This is a genomic window from Martinezella hainanensis, assembly GCF_900094555.1.
GTDB lineage: Bacteria > Pseudomonadota > Alphaproteobacteria > Rhizobiales > Rhizobiaceae > Rhizobium > Rhizobium hainanense.
On record NZ_FMAC01000006.1, the window covers coordinates 24866 to 43848 of the forward strand.

Consider the following 18983-nt stretch of genomic DNA (forward strand, 5'->3'; position numbering starts at 1 on the left):
ATTCGGCCGGATTTGGACATAAGGTAAGCTCGACGCAACCAACATTGATCGCATGACTTGCGAACCGAGACTTTCGGTAGAAAATAGCGGCGAACGCGCGACCAGGCTCGGAGAACCACATAAAAGGGGAGTTGCATGACAAATGTCGCAAGCACGGGGTTGCCGGGCCTTCTGGGGCAGGATCATACGGGCATCACCGTTCCCGATCTCGATGAAGCGCTGGATTTCTTCGTCCGGATACTCGGCTGCAAACATGCCTACACATTCGGCCCGATCGGTGATGATGAGGGCGATTTCATGCGCCGGGCGCTAGGCACTCATCCACGCGCCCGCATCAGGCGTGCCGCCCTTATTCGCATCGGTCACGGCTCCAATCTGGAACTCTTCGAATATGAAGCACCGGACCAGCGCCGCCTTGAACAAAAGAACAGCGACATCGGCGCCTTCCATGTCGGACTTTACGTCGAAGACATTCAGGCCGCCAAGGCTTACCTCGACGCGCAAGGCATCGCCACCCGCCTCGGCCCGCTCCCCATCAGCGACGGGCCGAATGCCGGACAGAGCATTCTCTATTTCCAATCACCCTGGGGCCTGCAATTGGAAGTCATCAGCTATCCCGGGGGCATGGCCTACGAGAAGACGGCCAAAACCATTCTTTGGTCGCCAAAATCTCCAGAAAAGTGATGATCCGCACGGACACCAACTCAGATGTGCAGGGCATGGCCGAGTGCCTTCAACGCGGCCTCTTGCAGGCTTTCGCTGCGGGTCGGATGGGCGTGAATGGTGCCAGCAATGTCTTCCAGCCGGGCGCCCATCTCAAGCGCCAGCGAGAACGCGCTTGACAGTTCCGAGACACCGGCACCGACTGCCTGCAGACCAAGGACCAGATTCGAGTCCGCACGCGCCACCGCCCGCACGAAGCCGTCTTCCGACTGGGTCGTCATCGCGCGGCCGTTGGCACTGAACGGAAAGAGACCGACGCGGATTTCGTAACCTTGGACCCTTGCCTCCTCAGGCGACAGTCCCGCGGTAACAATCTCCGGATCCGTAAAGCAGACAGCCGGGATCGCGCGCTTGTCCCAGACCCGCTTGCGGCCGGCAACGATCTCCGCGACCATCTCACCCTGCGCCATGGCGCGATGGGCAAGCATCGGCTCGCCGGTAACGTCGCCGATCGCATAGACGCCGCGCATGGACGTGCGGCAGTGCTCGTCGATCCGGATGAAACGGCCGGCACGATCGAGATCGAGCTCTTCGAGACCCCAACCTTCTGTGCGCGGCTTGCGCCCGACGGTGACGAGAACCTTGTCTGCAGCGATCCGCTCCTCCTCTCCGGCAGCGGTCTCGATCAGCAGCGCCTCTCCCGAATAGGCCTTCGCCTTTGCCCCCGTCAGCACATGCACGCCAAGCTCACTAAGGCGCTTGGCAACCGGTTTGACGAGTTCGGCATCATACTGCGGCAGGATCTGCGCCATCGCCTCGACCACCGTGACCTTCGCACCCATCTTGGCGAAGGCGGTACCGAGTTCCAGGCCGATATAACCGCCGCCAACGACGGCGAGCGTGCTGGGGACACTCGGAAGCGACAGCGCTTCCGTGGACGAGAGGATCGCTCCGCCGAAGGGCAGCGACGGCAACTCCACGGGTTCGGAGCCTGTCGCAATGACAACCACTTCGGCGCGGATGATCTGGGTTCCGGTCTCGGTCTCGACCTCGACGGTCTTGCCGTCACGGAATTTAGCCTGTCCGTGCACGATCTTGACCTTGGCCCTGCGCAAGAGACCGAGCACGCCGCTGTTCAACCGGCCGACGATGCCGTCCTTCCAGCGCATGGTCTGGGCGAGATCAAGCTTGGGTGCCTCGACCGTAATGCCGAGCGCATTGGGGCTGGTCATGTGGCTGACCTTTTCGAACTCCTCGGCCGCATGGATCAGCGCCTTGGAGGGAATGCAGCCGATGTTCAGGCAGGTGCCGCCAGCCTTGGTAGATTCGACGATCACCGTATCGACACCGAGCTGACCGCCGCGAATGGCGCAGATATAGCCGCCGGGGCCGGCACCGATGACGAGGAGCTTGCAGACGATTTCTTTCATGTCATCAACCTTCGATGAAGATCAGTGCGGGGGTTTCCAGCAGCGCCTTGATCCGCTGCACGAAGACTGCCGCATCCCAGCCGTCGACGATCCGATGATCGAAGCTCGACGAGAGGTTCATGATCTTGCGCGGGATGAACTGGGTGCCATCCCAGACAGGTCGGGTCATGATCTTGTTGACGCCGACGATCGCCACTTCCGGATGGTTGATAATCGGCGTCGTGACGATGCCGCCAAGCGCGCCGAGCGAGCTGATGGTGATCGTGGAGCCGGAAAGCTCCTCGCGTGCCGCGGTACCGTTGCGGGCGGCCTCCGCGAGGCGGGCCAGTTCGGCCGCAACATCCCAGATCGACCTTGCTTCGGCGTGGCGGACAACTGGCACGGTGAGGCCAGATGGCGTCTGCGTGGCGATGCCGATATGGACGGCGCCATAGCGGGTGACAACGCCGGCATCGTCGTCAAAGGTGGCATTGACACCAGGCTGTTCGCCAATCGTCTTGACCAACGCCCGCATCAGGAACGGCAAGATCGTCAGCTTCGGCTGGTCAGGCTTGCGCCCGGCGTTCATCGTCCCGCGCAGATCCTCGAGGTCTGTGACATCAACCTCCTCCACATAGGTGATGTGGGGGATGCGCGAGCTCGCGAGACGCATCTTCTCGGCGATGCGACGGCGCAGGCCAGTGACCTTGATCTCTTCGATGTCTGTCTTGCGGGCAAGCCCAGGTGCGACAACGGCGACGGGCTGGGCACCCCGCGCAATGAACTGATCGAGGTCTTCATGCGTGATGCGACCAGCCGGGCCTTTACCGATCACCTGGCGCAGATCGACGCCGGCCTCCTGAGCCCGCAAACGCACGGCAGGCGAAGCCAGCGGCCGCTCTGCCGGCTCGCGAGCGGCGAGACGCTCCGCGATTTTTTCCGGCTGAATGACCTTGGTCTCGGTAGCCGGCCTGGCCGGAGGCGGCGCGGCCGGCTTAGCCTCTACAGGCTTCTCTTTCGCGAGCTCGACCTTCGCAGGCGGCTCACTCGTAGCGGAGGAAGCCACGTCGGCTTCACTCCCACGATCCCCGGCGACTTGGATACGCAGCAACGGCGCCTTGACAGCGACCGTATCGCCAACATCGGCGCCAAGCCAGAGCACGACACCTTCGACCGGAGAGGGAATTTCCACCGTCGCCTTGTCAGTCATCACAGCAGCGAGAATCATGTCCTCGCGCACCGGGTCCCCCGGCTTGACATGCCATTCAACCAGCTCTGCCTCGGCCACGCCTTCGCCCACATCGGGCATCTTGATGACAAACTCGCCCATCCTCAGCCCTCCATCACTTCTTTCAGTGCCCGGCCGACGCGGGCGGGACCGGGAAAGTAGTCCCATTCCTGCGCATGCGGATAAGGCGTGTCCCAGCCGGTCACGCGCACGATCGGCGCCTCGAGACTGTAGAAGCAGTATTCCTGAACCAGCGAAACGATTTCGCCGCCAAAGCCGGAGGTGAGCGTCGCCTCATGCACGACGACGCAGCGGCCGGTCTTCTTCACCGACTGGACGATCGTATCGAGGTCGAGCGGCAAGAGGCTACGCAGGTCGATTACCTCGGCGTCGATCCCCGTCTCTTCCGCCGCGGCGAGCGCCACATGCACCATCGTGCCATAGGCCACGACCGTGACCGCACTGCCGGACCGGCGGATTTCCGCCTTGCCGATCGGGATCGTGTAATGCCCTTCCGGAACCTCGCCGAGATCGTGCTTCGACCACGGGGTAACAGGCCGTTCGTGGTGGCCGTCGAAGGGTCCGTTATAGAGGCGCTTGGGTTCGAGGAACATCACCGGGTCGGGGTCTTCGATCGCCGCGATCAACAGGCCCTTGGCGTCGTAGGGATTGGAAGGCACGATGACCTTAAGGCCGCAGACATGAGTGAAGAGTGCTTCCGGGCTCTGGCTGTGCGTCTGGCCGCCAAAGATGCCGCCGCCCGTCGGCATGCGCACCACGATCGGGCAGGTGAAATCGCCGTTGGAGCGGTAGCGGATACGCGCGGCCTCCTGGGTGATCTGATCGTAGGCGGGGTACATGTAATCGGCGAACTGGATTTCCACGCAAGGTTTGAGGCCGTAAGCCGCCATGCCGATTGCGGTGCCGAGGATGCCGGATTCGTTGATCGGCGCATCGAAGCAGCGGGTCTTGCCATACTTGGCCTGGAGCCCCTGCGTGGCGCGGAAAACACCGCCGAAATAGCCGACGTCCTCGCCGAAAACGACGACATCGTCGTCACGCCCCATCGAGACGTCCATGGCGCTGCGCACGGCCTCGATCATTGTCATTCTTGCCATGTCAGTACCCTGCCTTCTGCCGCTGGCGGCGGATATGGGGGGGCATTTCCGCGTAGACGCCTTCGAAAATGTCGCGCACGGACGGCTTGCCGCCGGCATGGAGCGTACCGTGGCTCTCGGCCTGCTTCTGCGCCTCGATGACCTCGTCGAGAATTTCGGCCTCGGCCTGGGCGTGGCGTTCCTCCGACCAGACACCGCGCACGATCAGATGCTTCTTCAGCCGCAGCACCGGATCACCGAGCGGCCAGGCCTCGGATTCGGTTTTCGGACGGTACGCGCTCGGATCATCGGAGGTGGAATGAGCACCGACGCGGTAGGTGACATATTCGATCAGGGTCGGCCCGAGATTGCGCCGGGCACGCTCGGCCGCCCATTTGGCGACGGCGTAGACGGCCAGATAGTCGTTGCCGTCGACGCGCAGCGCCGGGATACCAAAGCCGAGGCCGCGGGCCGCAAAGGTGCCGGAGCCGCCGCGGGCAATGCCTTGGAAGGTTGAGATGGCCCACTGGTTGTTGACGATGTTGAGGATGACGGGCGCCTTGTAGGTGGAGGCGAAGACCAGCGCGGAATGGAAATCGGATTCGGCAGTCGAGCCGTCGCCGATCCAGGCGGCAGCGATCTTGTTGTCGTTCTTGATCGCCGAGGCCATCGCCCAGCCGACGGCCTGCACATATTGGGTGGCAAGATTGCCGGAGATCGTGAAGAAGCCATGCTCCTTCGACGAATACATGATTGGCAGCTGCCGGCCGCGCAAAGGGTCCGCCTCATTCGAGTAGATCTGGTTCATCATCTCGACCATCGGATAGTCGTCGGCAATCAGAAGCCCCGCCTGGCGGTAGGTCGGGAAATTCATGTCTCCCTTGTTCAACGCCTTGCGGAAGGCGGAGCTGACCGCCTCCTCGCCGAGATGCTGCATGTAGAAGGAGGTCTTTCCCTGCCGCTGCGCCATCAGCATGCGGGCGTCGAAGGCCCTGAGCTTCATCATGTTGCGCAGGCCCGTCAGCAACTCCTCATCCGACAGCAGCCCAGCCCATGGACCGACCGCCTCGCCGTCGCGATTGAGAACGCGGATAATGGAATAGGCGAGATCGCGGATCTCTTCCGGCGCCACGTCGACCACCGGCTTTGGTACGGCACCGGCTTTGGCGATCTTGACGTTGGAGAAATCCGGCTGGCCGCCGGGCCGGACCGCCGGCTCTGGCACGTGCAGGCTCAGATTTGGAACCTCGTTCATGTCCTGTGATACCTCCCTTGTCGACCGCCCCGCCCGTTGCTCCCCACGGCGGGCACAGCCGCAAACATTCTAGGAAAACATACTATAAGTTGCGCGCGATAACGATGCGCTGAACATCGCTCGTTCCCTCATAAATCTGACAGATGCGAACATCGCGATAGATGCGCTCGACCGGATAATCCGCCATGTATCCGTAGCCGCCATGGATCTGGATCGCATCGGAGCAGACCTTTTCGGCCATCTCCGAGGCGAACAGCTTGGCCATCGAGGCTTCGGTGAGGCAGGGTTGCCCCTCCTCCTTCAACTGCGCTGCGTGCAGCACCATCTGGCGGGCCACCTCGATCTGCGTCGCCATGTCGGCAAGCCGGAAAGCCACCGCCTGATGATCGATGATCGGCGAGCCGAAAGCGGTGCGCTCGCGGGCATAATCACGCGCCGCCTCGAAAGCCGCGCGCGCCATGCCCACGGATTGCGATGCGATGCCAATGCGCCCACCCTCGAGGTTCGACAGGGCTATCCTGTAGCCGTCGCCCTCCGCACCGAGCCGATTTTCGGCAGGGATGCGCATGCCGGTAAAGGCGATCTGGCATGTATCGGACGAATGCAGGCCCAGCTTGTGTTCGACGCGCACGACTTCATAGCCAGGCGTATCGGTCGGCACGATGAAGGCGGAAATGCCCTTCTTGCCGGCATCGGGATCGGTAACGGCGAAGACGATGATGACATTGCCGTTCTTGCCAGAGGTAATGAACTGCTTTGCGCCATCGATGACATAGTGGTCGCCGTCGCGGCGGGCGCGTGTCTTCAGGTTCGAGGCGTCGGAGCCAGCCTGTGGCTCGGTCAGGGCAAAGCCGCCGATCCATTCGCCGCTTGCCAGCTTCGGCAGGAAACGCTGCTTTTGCTTCTCCGTGCCGTATTTCAGGATCGGCACGCAGCCGACGGAGCTGTGCACACTCATGATGGTGGAGCAAGGACCGTCTCCGGCGGCGATCTCCTCGAGCGCCACGGCATAGGCGATCACACCCGTCTCCGAGCCGCCATAGGCTTCAGGCACAAGCATGCCGAGGAAACCAAGCTCGCCCATTTCCTTCAGCTCCTCGCGAGGAAAGCGACTTTTCTCGTCGCGCTCGGCAGCACCCGGTGCCAGCCTTTCTCGGCCGAAATCGCGCGCCATGTCGCGGATCTGGATCTGGTCTTCTGTCAGGATCATCTCCGGTCTCCTCCTCGAAACCGTTCAGTTCAGTTCGACGGCCATCGCGGTTGCTTCGCCGCCGCCGATGCAGAGTGTCGCCATGCCGCGTTTCATGCCGTAGCGCTTCAGCGCCGAAAGTAGCGTGACGAGCACGCGCGCACCGGATGCACCGATCGGATGGCCGAGCGCGCAGGCGCCGCCGTGAACATTGACCTTGTCATGCGGCAAGTCGAGATCGCGCATCGCCGCCATGGCGACGACGGCAAAGGCCTCGTTGACCTCGAACAGGTCGACATCCCTGAGGTTCCAGCCAGTGCGTTCACCAAGCTTGCGCAACGCGCCGATCGGCGCGGTCGCGAAAAGGTTGGGTGCCTGCGAATGCGTGGCATGGCCGACGATGGTTGCGATTGTAGCGATACCCTCGTGTTCCGCCTGGGAGCGTCGCATCAGCACCAATGCCGCCGCGCCATCCGATATGGAGGAGGCGTTCGCCGCCGTCACCGTGCCGTTTTCGCGGAAGGCGGGTTTGAGCGTCGAAATCTTTTCCGGCTTCGCCTTGCCCGGCTGCTCATCGCAGCTGACGATGAGCTCGGATCGCCCTGCCTTCACCGTGACGGGGATGATCTCGGCATCGAATGCGCCCTCTTCAATTGCATTTCGGGCACGGGTCAGAGATGTGACCGCGTAGTCGTCCTGTGCCGCGCGGGTGAACTGGTAGGCTTCGGCACAATCCTCGGCGAAGGTGCCCATGAGGCGACCCTTGTCATAGGCATCTTCCAACCCATCCAGAAACATATGGTCGATGACGCGGCCATGCCCGAGCCGGTAGCCGCTGCGCGCCCGGTCGAGCAGGTAAGGCGCATTCGTCATGCTCTCCATGCCCCCGGCAACCGCGACCGATGCGCTGCCGGCCGCGATCAGATCATGCGCCAGCATGACGGCCTTCATTCCGGAGCCGCACATCTTGTTGACGGTGGTCGCCCCTGCGGCAAATGGCAGGCCAGCCCCGATTGCTGCTTGTCTCGCCGGCGCCTGACCCTGTCCCGCTGGCAGAACGCAACCGAAAACTGTTTCCTCCACGGCCTCCGGGCTGATACCGCTTCGATCAAGCGCAGCACGGATAGCGGCGGCACCGAGCTCCGGCGCAGTGGCATCTTTAAGATCGCCCTGGAAGCCACCCATTGGCGTACGGGCTGAACCAACGATGACGATTGGATCTTCTCGCGTCATATCAAAACCTCCCGTGCCGAGCTTGCCTCAGTGTGGCGCCATGCGCAAAGCACCATCGAGGCGGATGACTTCGCCATTCAACATAGTGTTCTCACAGATGTGGCGTACCAGTGCGGCAAATTCCACCGGCCTTCCGAAGCGCGGTGGAAAGGGTACGCTCTTGCTGAGTGAATCCTGTACTTCCTGCGGCATGCCGGCCATCATCGGCGTCTCGAAAATACCCGGCGCGATGGTGACGACGCGAATGCCGCTGCGGGCCAATTCCCGGGCGATCGGCAGTGTCATGGCGGCGACGCCACCCTTGGAGGCCGCATAGGCCGCCTGACCGACCTGCCCATCGAAAGCAGCAATCGAGGCCGTATTGATGATGACGCCACGCTCGCCCTCCGCGTCAGGTTCTCCCTTGACGATTGCCGCGACAGCGAGCCGGATCATGTTGAACGTGCCGATAAGATTGATGCCGATTGCGCGGGCAAAGCTGTCGAGCCGGTGCGGGCCATTGCGACCGATCACTTTTTCGCCGGGCGCGACGCCGGCGCAATTGACCAGGCCGTGCAGATGACCGAAGCGTTCCAGCGCCGTGTCGATCGCGGCTTGAGCGTCCTTCTCCTGCGTGACGTCAGTCCTGATAAAGGTTGCGCGCGCCCCAAGTTCGCCGACAATGCCGGCACCAGCATCGTCATTGACATCGGCAATGACCACGTTCGCGCCTTCACCCGTCAGCATTCGCGCAACTGCCGCCCCAAGGCCCGAGCCACCACCGGTAACGACGAAGGTTTTTCCCTGGATCAACATGGTCGCTCTCCTCCAGCGCAGTCGATTTCAACCGAGGGCCTCCACGCTTCGTGCAGTCGCCCGCAGTATCGTATCCCCGGCAGAGCGCGATTCACCTTGCGCCTCGCCCAAGCTTATCGTCGCACGATATTGCATTCGATGACAAAAGCGTCTCAAATCATCGGCCAGTTTTACCATATTTCGTAGGTCCTGACGATGACGGAAACCGCACGGCGGATGATATCACCTTTCTTCGTGAAAGAGGCCATCGACTGCCTTCGGCGGCAGGGGAAATCTCCCGAACGATTGCTGGCGACACTCGGCCTGTCCGCTCAGATCGACGTGCCGATCTCCGCCGAAAGCTACGGTGCGCTCTGGCTTGCGATCGCGGCCGAGATAGACGACGAGTTCTTCGGCATGGGAGGCAGACCCATGCGTCGCGGCAGCTTCACGCTGCTCTGTCATTGCGTGTTGCATGCAAGGACCCTCGACCAGGCACTGCGGCGGGCGTTGCGGTTTTTGAACATTGTGCTGGAGGACCCGAAAGGGCATATCGACGTGGTCGATGGGCTGGCGCATATTGTGCTAACCGACGGGAAGGACGCGCACTCCGCCTTTGCCTACCGGACCTACTGGATCTTGCTGCACGGCATCGCCTGCTGGCTGATCGGGCGCCGCATTCCCCTGCGAATGGTCGATTTTCGCTGCGCCGAGCCGGGGCATGGCGCCGACTACCGGCAATTTTTCGGAGCGCCCGTGCGCTTCTCGCAACCGGCGAGCAGGCTTGCCTTCGATGCCTCCCTCCTGAAACTGCCGGTGACGCGCAGCGAGCAGGCTCTGAAGCAATTTCTGCGCAATGCGCCGGCCAATATCCTCGTGCGTTACCGCTACGACGCCGGCCTTGCGGCGAGCGTGCGCAAGCGGCTCCGCCAATTGCCGCCTGCCTCATGGAAAGCATTCGATGATTTGGCCGCACAAATGCGCATGTCTCCTTCGACGCTGCGGCATCGCCTGCATGCCGAGGGCCAGAACTATGCCGCCATCAGGGATGAAATCCGCCGCGATCTTGCAATCGAGATGCTGCAAACGACCGAGTTCGGCGTCGGGGAGATCGCGACACGCCTCGGCTTCTCCGAACCCAGCGCCTTCCATCGGGCATTCCGAAAATGGACCGCAAGAAGCCCCGCTGCATTTCGGAAGGAGATGACCGCGCGAAACCGGTGACTATGCTCGATGATTCCCGTTTCCCGACGGCCTGTCATGCGAAAGGCTCCGCTGGCATCTTCCTTGTCAGTCCGTGCTCGCCCTACCGCGTCAGCGCGTTGGCAAGCCAATTCGCAGCATGCTCCGCCGCAGGCTTGCGGCGTGTTCTGGCCGGGAGCAGAACATAATACCGGTCCTCGGTGGGCATCTCGGCCACTTCCAAGGCGACGAGAGTACCATCATCCAGAAAGGTCTGGACAAGAAGACGCCAGCCTAGCGCGATTCCCTGCCCGGCGCGTGCGGCCGCGATCGCCTCCGTATAGTGATTGAAGCGAAGATGCGGCCTTATTCGCAAAGCCCGGCCTGTCTCCTCGGCCCATTGCGGCCAGGACAGCCATGATCTGTCATGCACATCTGTCTCGATAAATTCGTCGGTTTCGCTGAGATTGCCGGACGGACGCCGGTGGAGATAATCGGGCGAACATACAGGGACGACAAAATCCTCCTGGGAGGCAACCACCTTCGCGTCGGCGAATGGCGGCCTCCCGTAACGAATGGCGATATCGATATCGCCGGCGTCCAGATCAATTCTTGCATCCTGCGAGACGACCCTGATCTGCACGCCCGCATTCTCCCGCCGAAACTCTGCCAAGCGTGGAAGCAGCCAGAAGGAGGAGAAAGCGACGGTCGCGCCGATCGTCACCACGTTCTGCTGGGAGGACCTGACCGCCTCGATCGTGTCCGCAATGTTCGCGAAGCTCTGAGCGAGCGTCGTTCCCAGGGTGAGGCATTCCGCGGTCGGTTCGATGGCGCGGTGCTTGCGTACGAACATCGGTAGCCCGAGTTCCTCCTCCAATGTTGCGATCTGGCGGCTGACGGCTGCCTGCGTGACGCCAAGCTCGGCCGCAGCCGCAGTAAAGCTCCGATGCCGCAGAACGGCCTCGAGTGTCATCAATGCCGTTAGGGACGGAATTCGCCGCCGAAAGTTCATCAAACATCCCTCGCATTACATAAAGTTATGGATTGCAGAAAATTAATGCCGTTGAAGCATAGCCGATGCAAGGGCAAACTGCGGACCGTCGAGGCATAAGAGGTTATCATGCTAAACAGGCTCCCATCTTCCATCTCTGCCCTCCTTGAAGCACGCGCCGATGGTTATTCCCTGCCTGCCGGCCTCTATATCCGCGAGGATGTCTTCGAGGCCGATATCGACGTCTTCTTCCACAAGCACTGGATCTGTGTCGGCCTCGATTGCGACGTGCCGGAACCAGGCGACGCCACCGTTGTCGATATCGGCAAGACCAGCCTGATCCTGCTTCGCGACGACGATGACGAGATCCGCGTGCTTCACAACGTCTGTCGCCACCGCGGATCGCGCCTGCTCGATGCTGGCAAGACGATCGTCTCGAAGCTCGTCTGTCCCTATCATACGTGGACGTACGAACTGACCGGCGAGCTAAGCTACGCGCCACACATGGGCAAGGACCTGGACAAGCAGTGTCATAGCCTGAAGCCGGTGAACTTCAAGTCGATCGGCGGCCTGATCTATGTATGCCTCTCCGACAATCCGCCGGAAGACATCGCGGCCCTCGAACAAGCAATGATCGAACGCCTTGCACCCTACGACATCCGCAATGCCAAGGTCGCTTATCAGACCGACGTCATCGAGGACGGTAACTGGAAGCTCACGATGGAAAACAATCGCGAGTGCTACCACTGTTCCGCCAATCATCCCGAGCTCTGCGTATCCTTCGTCGACCTCGACTTCGGCTTCGATCCGGAGACGCTGAACCCTGAGGACCGCGAGCAGGCCGCCGAGCATTTCCGGCTCTACGACGAACGGACAAAAGCCTGGGAGGCGGATGGCTTTCCGTCGGCGGCGGTCGAGCAGCTCGTCGATTGCGCCACGAACTTCCGCACCCAGCGCCTGATCATTGCGGGTGCCGGCGAATCCCAGACACATGATGCGACTGCGGCATCGTCGAAACTGCTTGGCCAGATGACTCGCAAGGATCTCGGCGATACGCATCTTTGGGGTCACAACAGCTGGAACCACTTCATGGGCGATCACGCCGTGGTCGCAACCGTCATCCCGCTGTCGGCTGGCAAGACGCTCGTCAGAACCAAATGGCTCGTCCACAAGGACGCTGTCGAAGGCAAGGACTACGACCTCGACAAGCTCACCGACGTCTGGATCGCCACGACGGACCAGGATGCGGACCTCGTTGCCCGCTCGCATGCCGGCGCGCTCGACCCAGCTTACCAACCCGGCCCCTATTCTCGGTTCTCGGAAACCAACCTGGACAAGTTCGCGGCGTGGTACATTGATCGGATGCGCGCCCATGGGTATTGAGTTCGCTCAAATGCAGCGCGGTCAGGCCGCTGTTTGGGATCCGGAGCACGACGAAACGCTTGTATGCATCGACGTGCACCAGGAGACGCATGACGTGAAGAGCTTCACGTTCGCATCTCCGGAAGGCAAGCGCTTCAGCTTCGATGCCGGGCAGTACTTTCTGTTCGACTTCCCGATGGGTTCGGATGGTGAAGCCCGCTGTTACAGCATCTCGTCGTCGCCCCACCGCGGCAACGCGTTCACCGTCACGGTCAAGCGCGTACCCGGCGGCAAGGTCTCGAACTGGCTGCACGACAACATGGCTGCCGGCATGACGGTCAGGGGTCAGGGACCGCTCGGTCACTTCATCCGCCCGAAAGGGGAAAAGGCTAAACTCCTGCTGCTCTCGGGCGGCTCGGGCATCACGCCCGTCATGTCGATCACGCGCGATCTGGCGGATCGATACGAACCCTCGGATATCGTTTTCCTTCACGCAGCGCGCACGCCTACCGACCTCATCTTCCGCCATGACCTTTCCGGTCTCGCAGCGCGGATGAAAGGTCTGCGTCTCCATTTCCTGCCGGAGACAGTGGTTGGCGAGCCGGCTTGGCCAGGGCTGACCGGCCGGATCTCGGCCGAATTCCTCAAGCTCGCGGTTCCCGACATCGCCGAGCGGGTCGTCATGTGCTGTGGTCCGGCACCTTTCATGGCCGCAGCCCGCTCGATTACCACCGCACTCGGCGTCCCCGCGTCAAACTATATCGAAGAGAGCTTCGATGCGACTGTCATCGACGAACCTGGGCTGGACGTCGAGCAACAGCCTGCCCAGAAGGTCTATCAGGTCGAATTTTCGAAGCAGAAGCGAACGCTGCAAGTCTCTTCCGATCAGACGGTACTCGCAGCCGCGAAGAAGGGCAGTATCAGGCTTCCTTCGTCCTGTTCGAATGGCATGTGCGGCACGTGCAAGTCGAAGCTCGTCTCGGGCTCTGTCGAAATGAACCACAATGGCGGCATCAGGCAGCGCGAAATCGACGCCGGGATGTTCCTACCCTGCTGTTCGAAGCCGCTTAGCGATCTCGTCGTTGATCGCTGACGAAGGATCGATGGGAGGGGAAATGCTGGGTGGAGAAGAGAATTCGTCGCCTTCATCCGCAGCACCCGTCTTCAAGGACGACCGCAAGCAAGCCTATCTCAACCCTGATGGTGCCGATCGTCCCCTGATCAGCCCGATTCCATCATCGACCCTGGACAGCGCAAGACGCTACCGTCTCGGGCGTTTACGGACGAAGATGAAGGAATGGGACTGTCCGGCGCTCCTGCTCTACGACCCGGTCAACATCCGCTACGCCTTCGACTGCTCGAACATGAGCATCTGGACGATGCACAATCCGTCACGATATGCGCTGATCCTCGCCGACGGACCGGCGATCATGTTCGAGTTTGAAGGATCGGAGCATGTCAACGACGGGCTGCCCGGCATCGACGAGGTTCGAACCTCGAAGTCCTTTCTCTTCTTCACGGCAGGAAACTTGGTCGAGGAGAGGATGAAGGCATGGGCGGATGAGATTTCCGATATCGTTGGGGCCTGCTGTCGCAACGGCAGAATTGCCGTGGACCGGCTTGAGCCCGCGCCCGCGGCAGAACTGCAAAGCCGCGGTTTCTCCTTGCTTGATGGCCAGGAACTGGCGGAACGCGCACGCTCGATCAAGAGCGCGGAAGAAATCGAGCTCATGCGCTGGACGATCCGGGTTTGCGAGGCCGGTATGGCGCGAATGTACGAGGTCTCCGAGCCTGGGCGCACCGAGCGGGAGATCTGGGCGGAACTTCACTTCGAGAATGCGCGCAGCGGCGGAGAATGGCTGGAGACCAAGCTCCTGACCGCAGGCCCGCGCACCAATCCCTGGTATCGGGAGTGCTCCGACTACATCATCAAACGTGGCGAGATGATCTCCTTCGACACCGATATGATCGGGCCTTATGGCTACTGTGCCGACCTTTCGCGGTCATGGACGTGCGGACACGTGGCGATGAATGCCAAGCAGAAGGAACTCTATTCGGCAGCAAGAGATCAGATCGATCACAATCTCTCAATCATCAGATCCGGCATGACGTTCCGCGAGTTCAACGAGAAGAGCTGGCGAATTCCAGAAAAATACATTCCCCATCGTTACACCCTGGCCGCGCACGGCACCGGCATGGCCGATGAATGGCCTGGAATTCTGCTGCATCCGGACTTTGATGAAAATTTCAGCGGCGTCATCGAAGAAAACATGGTGCTTAATATCGAAAGTCTCATTGCCGAAGACGGCTCCGAAAGCATCAAGCTCGAAACCCAGGCGCTTGTCACCGCTATCGGAATCGAGCGTCTTGATACATTCCCCTGGGAGGAGATCTGACCGCAAAGGGGATCGGTCGCCTCCGATACCGGGCTAATCGTATGGTCGTGCGGGAAAGTCAGATAATGGCGGCCATTGTCGCCGACCTTCACATAAAGCTGCGGCTCCCCACTCATGGATCTCGAATGCCCTACGAGGCACATCCACGGTGACCCTATAGGCCGTCCCCGTCAGCCGCTGGCAATCTTTGCAGTGACAGATCGATACCCATTCGGGATCGATTTCCGCCTTGTACGAAACAAATCCACAATGACATCTTCGGTCTATGTGCACCTGCCTCACCCCATTTCTCGCTGTATGCGATAGCTGAGGTCTAGGGCGGCGCCAGAACGGTTTCCACCGAAATGGCGCCGCCTTCACCCCCTTAGGCAGGCAGAGCGCCGCTCTTCCTGGCGGTCCAGGTGGCGATGTAGTCCATCAGGCCGGGCGACAGGCAATCATAGGGCTCGAGGCCGGAAGACTTCAGCTTCGACCGGACCTCGTCCATCTTCGAAGGATCGAACCCGCTTTCGATGATCGAGGAGACGAAGGCCGCAAAGCCCGGCTGCGCCCAGCCCTTGGCTTCGAAGCGCTCAGGGTGGATGAACGACAGTCCCTGGAAAGGATGCTCGCGTTCGACCGGCCCGTACATGTGGACTCCGCATTCCTTGCAGGCGTGACGCTGGATCAGAGCGGCCGGATCGACCACCGCGAGCTTGTTGCCGTTTTCCAGCACCTCGACCTTATCGGTCGGAGCAACAGCCACGACCGAGAAGTTCGCGCCGGCAGGCTTCCAGCACTTGGTGCAACCGCAGGCGTGATTGTGCGCGATATCGCCGCTGACCTTCACCTTCACCGTATTGTTTGTGCAATTGCAAACGAGCGTCCCGCCGGCAAAGCTGGCGTCGGTCGCCCGATATCCGGAATCCACAACCGGATGGATATTGATGCTACTCATAGATGTTCTCCTCCCTCCTGGGCCGGGCGGAATGCTCCGGCCGAGCTGCAGTCGCTCGTTTCGCCAGCCTTTCAGCATGGCAGCGGCGATGATCGTCCATGAACGTCGAATGAAGGAGCAGGAGTGGCCGCAACCCTCCTCCGTCCTCAATTTAAGCTCGATACTTGCAGCCTCGCAAGCGTTCTTGAATTCCGGAAACCATCCTCTATAAGCGCGCAGGCGCCGACATCGCGCCAGGCCGTCACATCGGCATTGCGATATTCTCAAAAAAACCAGAAGTGACCAACCGGCAGCGCTCGGAGGGCAGATCGGCACCAAGGCCGAAGAAGCTCCACGCTAAAGCGAGTGGCGATCTTCCAGATTCGCTTTTCGCGCTTTAGGTCTTTGATTTTCCCCGGGTCGTTGTCGCAAAGCCGCTGCGCGACATGCGTTAGATGTCCTTTGCGATCCTCAAGCCATCGTAGATCGCGGCATGCGTATTGCGCGCGGCCACCGCATCGCCGATCCGGAAGAGCTGGAACCTGCCTTCCGGATTGCGGATGACGGATTGCGGCTTCCCGTCCAGGAGCTGATCGTAGGAGGTCTCGCCCAGATTGCTCGAGAGCGGCTTAAGTTCGAAGTACAGCTCGTCGAGCGGGATCGTACCCTGATTGACCACGATCTGATCGACGACACGTTGTTTGGAAACGCCGCCGTAGTCGCTGCCGACATTGGCGACGATCTGGTTGCCGTTCCTTTCGGCCGATTCCAGCCGGAACGTCACTGTGAAGGTAACATCAAGCGTCTGCAGTGAACGCATGTAGGGAACGAGATTCATCGCCATGACTTCGGGAGCAAAGGAGCGATCCGGCGTCATGATCTCGACCTTCGCTCCGGCCTTCGCCAGGAATTCTGCCGCCTGCAGACCTGCGTGGTCGCCGGCATCGTCGAATATGAGCACGTTCGATCCCGGTTTCACGTCGCCCGAGATAATATCCCACGAGGAGACTACCAGTTCGTTCCCCTTCGAAAGCACATCGGTATGCGGCAGGCCACCCGTCGCGATAATGACAACGTCGGGATTTTCAGCCGTTACGGTTTCGGCCTCAGCCCATGTGTTGAAGTGAAAGGCAACGCCAAGCTTCTCGCACTGACTCATGCGCCAATCGATGATGCTGATCATTTCGCGGCGACGTTCGCTCTGCGCCGTGAGACGGATTTGGCCGCCTGGGTCGTTCGCCGCTTCGAATACGATGACGTCGTGTCCGCGCTCGGCTGCCACCCGTGCGGCTTCAAGGCCCGCCGGCCCTGCGCCGACGACGACCACCTTCTTGCAGATCTCCGCTCTCTCGATGATGTGAGGCATCGTCTGCTCGCGCCCGGTCGCCGCATTGTGAATGCAGAACGCCATGCCGCCCTGATAGATGCGGTCCAGACAGTAGTTGGCGCCCACGCAGGGACGGATGTCCTCTTCGCGCTTCTCGATGATCTTGCGGACGATATGCGGGTCCGTCATGTGAGCGCGTGTCATGCCGATCATATCGACCTTGCCCGCCGCAATGGCATGACGTGCAGTGGCAACGTCCTGGATCTTGGCGGCATGGAAGGTCGGAAAGCTCGTCGCAGCGCGGATTTCGCCCGCGAAATCGAGATGAGGCGCACTGGCCATCCCCTGGATCGGGATGACATCGGTCAGGCCAGGATCCGTATCGATGTGGCCACGGATGACGTTCAGATAGTCGATGAGGCCGCTCTCCTTGAGCATCCTCGAAATCGCTATGCCATCAGCCTTGTCCGTCCCGCCAGGAAGGCGCTCGTCGGCGGTGTAGCGCACCCCGAGGATGAAGTCGTCGCCGACCCGTTTTCGCATCGCCTTGAACACGTCAAGACAGAAGCGCATGCGGTTCTCGAGCGGGCCGCCATAGGGGCCGTCGAGTTCGTTGGTCAGCGGCGAGGCAAACTGGTCGATGAGGTGGCCATAAGCCTCCAGTTCCACGCCATCCATGCCGCCGGCCTTCATGCGCTCGGCAGCGTCGGCGAAATCCTTGATGATGCGTTCGATGTCCCAGTCTTCGAGCTTCTTTGGAAACGCGCGATGAGCCGGTTCGCGGTGGTGGGATGGCGACACAACGGGCAACCAGTCTCCCTTGTCCCAGCGCGTACGCCGGCCAAGGTGCGTCAACTGGATCATGATTGCCGCCCCCTCCTCGTGAACCGCGTCGGTCATCTCCCTGATCCACGGAACGATCTCGTCCTTGTAGGCGAGAAGGTTGTTGAACACTGGCGGACTATCCCTGGATACGGCGGCTGAACCCGCCGTCATGGTTAGGGCCACGCCACCCCTCGCTCTCTCCAGCGTGTATGCGCGATAGCGTTCCTTCGGCATGCCGTCTTCGGGATATGCCGGTTCGTGAGACGTGACGATGATGCGGTTGCGCAGCGTCAGATGCTTGAGTTGATAGGGTTGGAGAAGAGGATCGTTCGACATGTGCCGGGCTCCAGATTAGGAATGCAGCAGGACGCTAAACAGTAATGTACACATGTGTCAACATCGGAAAACACAGAGGTCATCTTTCCGGACACTTCTGTACATTTTCGTTGTGCGGGTTCTACCGATTTGTTAGGAAACGACCATGGATCAGAGTTTGAACGATAGCGGCTGGCGAGGATCGCAGGAGGGGTGGCTGGAGGCCGCCTATTCGCTGCTGATCGATTCCGGTATCGATTCCGTGAAAATCCTGCCATTGGCGAAGAAGCTGAAGCTGTCACGCACGAGCTTCTATTGGTTCTTCAAGGACCGCGAAGAACTCCTTGAGGCGCTGGTGGGGAAATGGCGGTACAAGAATACCGGGAATCTGGTCAAGCAGTCCGAGGCCTATGCGGAATCTCTTGTCGAGGCGATGCTCAATGTCTTCGACTGCTGGCTGAACAAGGACCTGTTCGATTCCCAGTTTGAATTCGCAGTGCGCAGTTGGGCCTTGCAATCCCCTGATATCCTCAAGGAAGTTCGTGAAGCAGACCAGGCGCGGGTAGAGGCGCTCTCACGGATGTTCATGAGGTTCGGTTTGGACCCGGCTGCCGCCGATGTTCGCGCGCGGACGACCTACCTTGTCCAGATCGGCTACATCTCGATGCAATCGCAAGAGGATATCGCTCTTCGAATGAAGCGCATTCCGGAATATATCGCGATTTATACCGGCCAGATTCCGCAGCAACGAGAGCTGGATCGCTTCTTCTCCCGACACGGTTACAAACCAGGCTAAGAGGAAATACAGAACGGATCGAGAA

17 protein-coding genes are annotated in these 18983 nt (G+C 60.8%); 6 read left to right on the plus strand and 11 right to left on the minus strand.

Translation table 11 applies throughout. The features are described from left to right. The first annotated feature begins 135 nt into the window (after positions 1–135). The gene (locus GA0061100_RS19325) at positions 136–684 is read left to right on the plus strand and encodes a VOC family protein (RefSeq protein WP_075854364.1); all 549 of its coding nucleotides are present in this window, start codon (positions 136–138) and stop codon (positions 682–684) included. 20 nt (positions 685–704) lie between these two features. Here the strand turns inward: GA0061100_RS19325 and lpdA are convergent, their stop codons facing one another. The 7 genes from lpdA to GA0061100_RS19360 all read right to left on the minus strand — a co-directional run bounded on the left by lpdA (position 705) and on the right by GA0061100_RS19360 (position 8869). Then, entirely contained in the window at positions 705–2093 is a 1389-nt protein-coding gene (gene lpdA, locus GA0061100_RS19330; RefSeq protein WP_075854365.1) for a dihydrolipoyl dehydrogenase, read from the minus strand. 4 nt (positions 2094–2097) lie between these two features. Then, complete coding sequence (locus GA0061100_RS19335; RefSeq protein WP_075854366.1) at positions 2098–3402, minus strand: dihydrolipoamide acetyltransferase family protein; 1305 nt, start codon at positions 3400–3402, stop codon at positions 2098–2100. A gap of 2 nt (positions 3403–3404) precedes the next feature. Beyond that, complete coding sequence (locus GA0061100_RS19340; RefSeq protein WP_075854367.1) at positions 3405–4418, minus strand: alpha-ketoacid dehydrogenase subunit beta; 1014 nt, start codon at positions 4416–4418, stop codon at positions 3405–3407. A 1-nt stretch (position 4419) separates the two neighbouring features. Continuing rightward, on the minus strand, positions 4420–5652 hold the full coding sequence (locus tag GA0061100_RS19345; RefSeq protein WP_075854368.1) for a 3-methyl-2-oxobutanoate dehydrogenase (2-methylpropanoyl-transferring) subunit alpha: 1233 nt from the start codon (positions 5650–5652) through the stop codon (positions 4420–4422). Between the two features lie 82 nt (positions 5653–5734). Beyond that, positions 5735–6862, minus strand: coding sequence for an acyl-CoA dehydrogenase family protein (locus GA0061100_RS19350; RefSeq protein ID WP_075854369.1), 1128 nt, complete (start codon positions 6860–6862; stop codon positions 5735–5737). 24 nt (positions 6863–6886) lie between these two features. Next, complete coding sequence (locus tag GA0061100_RS19355) at positions 6887–8074, minus strand: acetyl-CoA C-acyltransferase (protein WP_075854370.1); 1188 nt, start codon at positions 8072–8074, stop codon at positions 6887–6889. A gap of 27 nt (positions 8075–8101) precedes the next feature. After that, positions 8102–8869, minus strand: coding sequence for a 3-hydroxyacyl-CoA dehydrogenase (locus tag GA0061100_RS19360; RefSeq protein ID WP_075854371.1), 768 nt, complete (start codon positions 8867–8869; stop codon positions 8102–8104). Positions 8870–9064: 195 nt separating this feature from the next. Between GA0061100_RS19360 and GA0061100_RS19365 the strand changes: the two genes are divergently transcribed. Further along, complete coding sequence (locus tag GA0061100_RS19365; protein WP_075854372.1) at positions 9065–10072, plus strand: AraC family transcriptional regulator; 1008 nt, start codon at positions 9065–9067, stop codon at positions 10070–10072. Positions 10073–10154: 82 nt separating this feature from the next. Here GA0061100_RS19365 and GA0061100_RS19370 read toward each other — a convergent pair whose 3' ends face one another. Then, complete coding sequence (locus tag GA0061100_RS19370) at positions 10155–11042, minus strand: LysR substrate-binding domain-containing protein (RefSeq protein WP_075854373.1); 888 nt, start codon at positions 11040–11042, stop codon at positions 10155–10157. A gap of 108 nt (positions 11043–11150) precedes the next feature. Between GA0061100_RS19370 and GA0061100_RS19375 the strand changes: the two genes are divergently transcribed. From GA0061100_RS19375 to GA0061100_RS19385, 3 genes are read left to right on the plus strand one after another with little or no spacing between them, the layout of a single operon-like run. Beyond that, a complete protein-coding gene (locus tag GA0061100_RS19375) occupies positions 11151–12404 on the plus strand; it encodes an aromatic ring-hydroxylating oxygenase subunit alpha (RefSeq protein WP_075854374.1) in 1254 nt (417 codons plus the stop codon). Then, complete coding sequence (locus GA0061100_RS19380; protein WP_075854375.1) at positions 12394–13476, plus strand: FAD-binding oxidoreductase; 1083 nt, start codon at positions 12394–12396, stop codon at positions 13474–13476. The genes GA0061100_RS19375 and GA0061100_RS19380 overlap by 11 nt, the downstream gene beginning before the upstream one ends. A 22-nt stretch (positions 13477–13498) precedes the next feature. After that, a complete protein-coding gene (locus GA0061100_RS19385) occupies positions 13499–14779 on the plus strand; it encodes a M24 family metallopeptidase (RefSeq protein WP_075854376.1) in 1281 nt (426 codons plus the stop codon). 33 nt (positions 14780–14812) lie between these two features. Here the strand turns inward: GA0061100_RS19385 and GA0061100_RS35555 are convergent, their stop codons facing one another. The 3 genes from GA0061100_RS35555 to GA0061100_RS19400 form a co-directional block, all read right to left on the minus strand. After that, positions 14813–15139 carry a GFA family protein gene (locus GA0061100_RS35555; protein WP_425298686.1) on the minus strand — a complete coding sequence of 109 codons (327 nt, stop codon included), beginning with the start codon at positions 15137–15139 and terminating at the stop codon, positions 14813–14815. A 4-nt stretch (positions 15140–15143) separates the two neighbouring features. Continuing rightward, positions 15144–15716, minus strand: a complete 573-nt coding sequence (gene gfa / locus GA0061100_RS19395) for an S-(hydroxymethyl)glutathione synthase (protein ID WP_075854378.1) — start codon at positions 15714–15716, stop codon at positions 15144–15146. A 430-nt stretch (positions 15717–16146) separates the two neighbouring features. Then, positions 16147–18183, minus strand: a complete 2037-nt coding sequence (locus GA0061100_RS19400) for an NADH:flavin oxidoreductase (RefSeq protein ID WP_075854379.1) — start codon at positions 18181–18183, stop codon at positions 16147–16149. Between the two features lie 145 nt (positions 18184–18328). On the opposite strand from GA0061100_RS19400, the gene GA0061100_RS19405 reads away from it, so the two are divergent. Beyond that, a complete protein-coding gene (locus GA0061100_RS19405) occupies positions 18329–18958 on the plus strand; it encodes a TetR/AcrR family transcriptional regulator (protein WP_075854380.1) in 630 nt (209 codons plus the stop codon). Positions 18959–18983 lie beyond the last annotated feature (25 nt).

Excerpts from the sequence above, each read along its gene's own strand:
- lpdA (WP_075854365.1), bottom strand. The coding sequence starts at position 2,093 with ATGAAAGAAATCGTCTGCAAGCTCCTCGTCATCGGTGCCGGCCCCGGC.
- GA0061100_RS19355 (WP_075854370.1), bottom strand. The coding sequence starts at position 8,074 with ATGACGCGAGAAGATCCAATCGTCATCGTTGGTTCAGCCCGTACGCCA.
- gfa (WP_075854378.1), bottom strand. The coding sequence starts at position 15,716 with ATGAGTAGCATCAATATCCATCCGGTTGTGGATTCCGGATATCGGGCG.
- GA0061100_RS19375 (WP_075854374.1), top strand. The coding sequence starts at position 11,151 with ATGCTAAACAGGCTCCCATCTTCCATCTCTGCCCTCCTTGAAGCACGC.
- GA0061100_RS19345 (WP_075854368.1), bottom strand. The coding sequence starts at position 5,652 with ATGAACGAGGTTCCAAATCTGAGCCTGCACGTGCCAGAGCCGGCGGTC.
- GA0061100_RS19405 (WP_075854380.1), top strand. The coding sequence starts at position 18,329 with ATGGATCAGAGTTTGAACGATAGCGGCTGGCGAGGATCGCAGGAGGGG.
- GA0061100_RS19360 (WP_075854371.1), bottom strand. The coding sequence starts at position 8,869 with ATGTTGATCCAGGGAAAAACCTTCGTCGTTACCGGTGGTGGCTCGGGC.
- GA0061100_RS19380 (WP_075854375.1), top strand. The coding sequence starts at position 12,394 with ATGGGTATTGAGTTCGCTCAAATGCAGCGCGGTCAGGCCGCTGTTTGG.
- GA0061100_RS19370 (WP_075854373.1), bottom strand. The coding sequence starts at position 11,042 with ATGAACTTTCGGCGGCGAATTCCGTCCCTAACGGCATTGATGACACTC.
- GA0061100_RS19335 (WP_075854366.1), bottom strand. The coding sequence starts at position 3,402 with ATGGGCGAGTTTGTCATCAAGATGCCCGATGTGGGCGAAGGCGTGGCC.
- GA0061100_RS19325 (WP_075854364.1), top strand. The coding sequence starts at position 136 with ATGACAAATGTCGCAAGCACGGGGTTGCCGGGCCTTCTGGGGCAGGAT.
- GA0061100_RS19365 (WP_075854372.1), top strand. The coding sequence starts at position 9,065 with ATGACGGAAACCGCACGGCGGATGATATCACCTTTCTTCGTGAAAGAG.
- GA0061100_RS19385 (WP_075854376.1), top strand. The coding sequence starts at position 13,499 with ATGCTGGGTGGAGAAGAGAATTCGTCGCCTTCATCCGCAGCACCCGTC.
- GA0061100_RS19350 (WP_075854369.1), bottom strand. The coding sequence starts at position 6,862 with ATGATCCTGACAGAAGACCAGATCCAGATCCGCGACATGGCGCGCGAT.
- GA0061100_RS19400 (WP_075854379.1), bottom strand. The coding sequence starts at position 18,183 with ATGTCGAACGATCCTCTTCTCCAACCCTATCAACTCAAGCATCTGACG.
- GA0061100_RS19340 (WP_075854367.1), bottom strand. The coding sequence starts at position 4,418 with ATGGCAAGAATGACAATGATCGAGGCCGTGCGCAGCGCCATGGACGTC.